Below are 2,600 nucleotides of genomic sequence, written 5' to 3' on the forward strand. Positions count from 1 at the left end.
AGAAGGCGACCCATGTCTACGATAGCGATACCTGGCTGCCGAAGGAGACCCTGGATGTGGTAAAGGATTTCGTCGTCTCCATCAAAGGCCCTTTGACCACGCCGGTGGGGGGCGGGATCCGTTCCCTCAATGTGGCAATCCGTCAAGAGCTCGATCTCTTCGTCTGCCTCAGGCCGGTACGCTATTTCGATGGGACTCCCAGTCCGCTGAAAGAGCCCGAGAAGACCAATATGATCATTTTCCGTGAGAATTCGGAAGATATCTATGCGGGTATCGAGTGGGAAGCGGGCACTGAAGAGGCGAAGAAGCTGATCGATTTTCTGCAGGACTCCATGGGGGTCAGCAAAATCCGTTTTCCCGCCACATCCGGTATTGGCATAAAGCCTGTCTCCAGTGAAGGTACCAAACGCCTGGTACGCAAAGCGATCCAGTATGCTATTGATAATGATCGAGACTCAGTCACCCTGGTGCATAAAGGCAATATTATGAAATTCACCGAGGGGGCTTTCAAAAATTGGGGTTACGAATTAGCCAAATCAGAGTTCGGTGCCACTGAAATTGATGGTGGCCCATGGTGTACATTCAATAATCCAAAAACTGGTAAACCGATTGTCATCAAAGACGTCATAGCGGATGCGTTTCTACAGCAAATATTATTGCGCCCCAAAGAATACAGTGTGGTGGCGACATTAAATCTCAATGGCGATTATATTTCAGATGCGCTGGCAGCTCAGGTGGGCGGAATTGGTATCGCGCCTGGTGCCAATTTGTCGGATACCGTTGCCATGTTTGAAGCGACTCACGGTACAGCGCCTAAATACGCCGGTCAGGACAAGGTTAATCCTGGTTCTCTGATACTGTCGGGTGAGATGATGTTACGTCACCTTGGTTGGCAGGATGCCGCAGACCTGGTGGTAAAAGGTATCTCCGGTGCAATTGCTTCCCAAACAGTAACCTATGATCTGGAGCGATTAATGAGTGGTGCTAAATTAGTGAGTTGCTCTGGATTTGCGGATGCGATTGTTCAGCAGATGTAACGATTCGTTAAATTAACTATCGGGCCGTCTCAAGTCATTCCTTCGTTAATAACGCTATTGAGCTGTGGTTATGATCTCACCAACCACAGTTCATCAAGTTTTTTTATTTCTTCGCGATGATATTTATAACACTATGATTCCAATGGGATTATTGAGTTAAATTTTACAAAGCGCCAACATTTGCTTTAACATCAAATTTGTCACGCGATCGCCTATCAAGATTGTTTATGAGTTTTTTATCAAATCCAGTGTCTATATGTGTGTAACAGAAAACGGAATCCGGTTTGTCTAAACTTATGTCTATGAATTCAGGAAATAATTCACAAAGAGAAGAAGATTTAGCGGTTCAGGAGTCAAGACCTAAGCTAAAACGGCCGCCAATGTATCAAGTAGTTTTGATAAATGACGATTTTACTCCTATGGAGTTTGTCGTTCATGTACTAGAAAAGTTTTTTCGCATGGATCGTTCGAAAGCAACACGGGTAATGCTCCATGTACACACGCAAGGTAAAGGATTGTGTGGGGTGTATGTCAGGGAGATAGCCGAGACGAAAGTGGCGCAAGTCAACGAGTATTCTCGAACTAATCAACATCCACTGCTGTGTACTATGGAAACCGTTTAATCGGCGGTCTTGCGAGTTTCAAGGTCTTGCGAGAGGTGTCAATATGTTGAGTGAAGAGTTAGAACAGACTCTTAACGTTGCATTTAAGGAAGCGCGTGAGAAACGTCATGAGTTCATGACGGTAGAACACTTGCTGCTGGCGTTAGTGGATAATCCTACCAGCAACAACGCTTTGCGTGCGTGTGGAGCAAACATAGATCAATTGAAAAGGGAATTACAGGAGTTCCTGGATGAAACAACCCCTGTGCTGCCCGATAGCGATGATCGTGAAATAGAGCCGACCCTGGGTTTCCAGCGTGTTTTACAACGTGCCGTGTTTCAGGTGCAGTCTTCCGGAAATAAAGAAGTGACCGGGGCTAATGTGCTGGTCGCCATCTTTAGCGAACAGGAATCACAGGCGGTTTACCTGTTATCAAAACAACACATCGCACGACTGGATGTTGTTAATTACATCGCGCATGGCATTTCCAAGATTGATGAGCCAGGTGATCAGGATTCTGTTGTACCCCATACCGAAGAAGAGCAGGAACCGGAAGCCCAGTCAAAGACTCCGCTGGAGAGTTACGCAACCAATCTCAACCAGATGGCAATGGATGGCAAGATTGATCCATTAATTGGTCGTAAGTCCGAGGTTGAGCGTACCCTGCAGGTATTGTGTCGTCGCCGTAAGAATAACCCACTATACGTTGGTGAAGCTGGCGTCGGTAAAACAGCCATTGCCGAAGGTTTGGCAAAACAAATCGTAGATGGTGAAGTGCCTGAAGTACTTTCTGACGCGATTATTTATTCTCTGGATCTTGGTGCGCTGTTAGCAGGTACCAAGTATCGTGGTGATTTTGAAAAGCGCCTCAAAGCAGTGCTATCGCAATTACGCCGCGAAGAACATGCTATTTTGTTTATCGACGAAATTCATACCATTATTGGTGCCGGTGCTGCATCA

Annotated in this window: 3 protein-coding genes; all 3 read left to right on the plus strand. The window is 46.2% G+C overall.

Annotated elements, in window-relative coordinates:
* The coding region (gene icd, locus ACWVCM_RS00480; RefSeq protein ID WP_455199729.1) for an NADP-dependent isocitrate dehydrogenase at positions 1-1,037 on the plus strand (1,037 nt) is incomplete at its 5' end.
* 302 nt (positions 1,038-1,339) lie between these two features.
* Positions 1,340-1,660, plus strand: coding sequence for an ATP-dependent Clp protease adapter ClpS (clpS, locus tag ACWVCM_RS00485; RefSeq protein WP_455199731.1), 321 nt, complete (start codon positions 1,340-1,342; stop codon positions 1,658-1,660).
* Between the two features lie 43 nt (positions 1,661-1,703).
* The coding region (locus ACWVCM_RS00490) for a Clp protease N-terminal domain-containing protein (protein WP_455199730.1) at positions 1,704-2,600 on the plus strand (897 nt) is incomplete at its 3' end.

The organism is Kaarinaea lacus, assembly GCF_975902315.1.

Excerpts from the sequence above, each read along its gene's own strand:
- clpS (WP_455199731.1), top strand. The coding sequence starts at position 1,340 with ATGAATTCAGGAAATAATTCACAAAGAGAAGAAGATTTAGCGGTTCAG.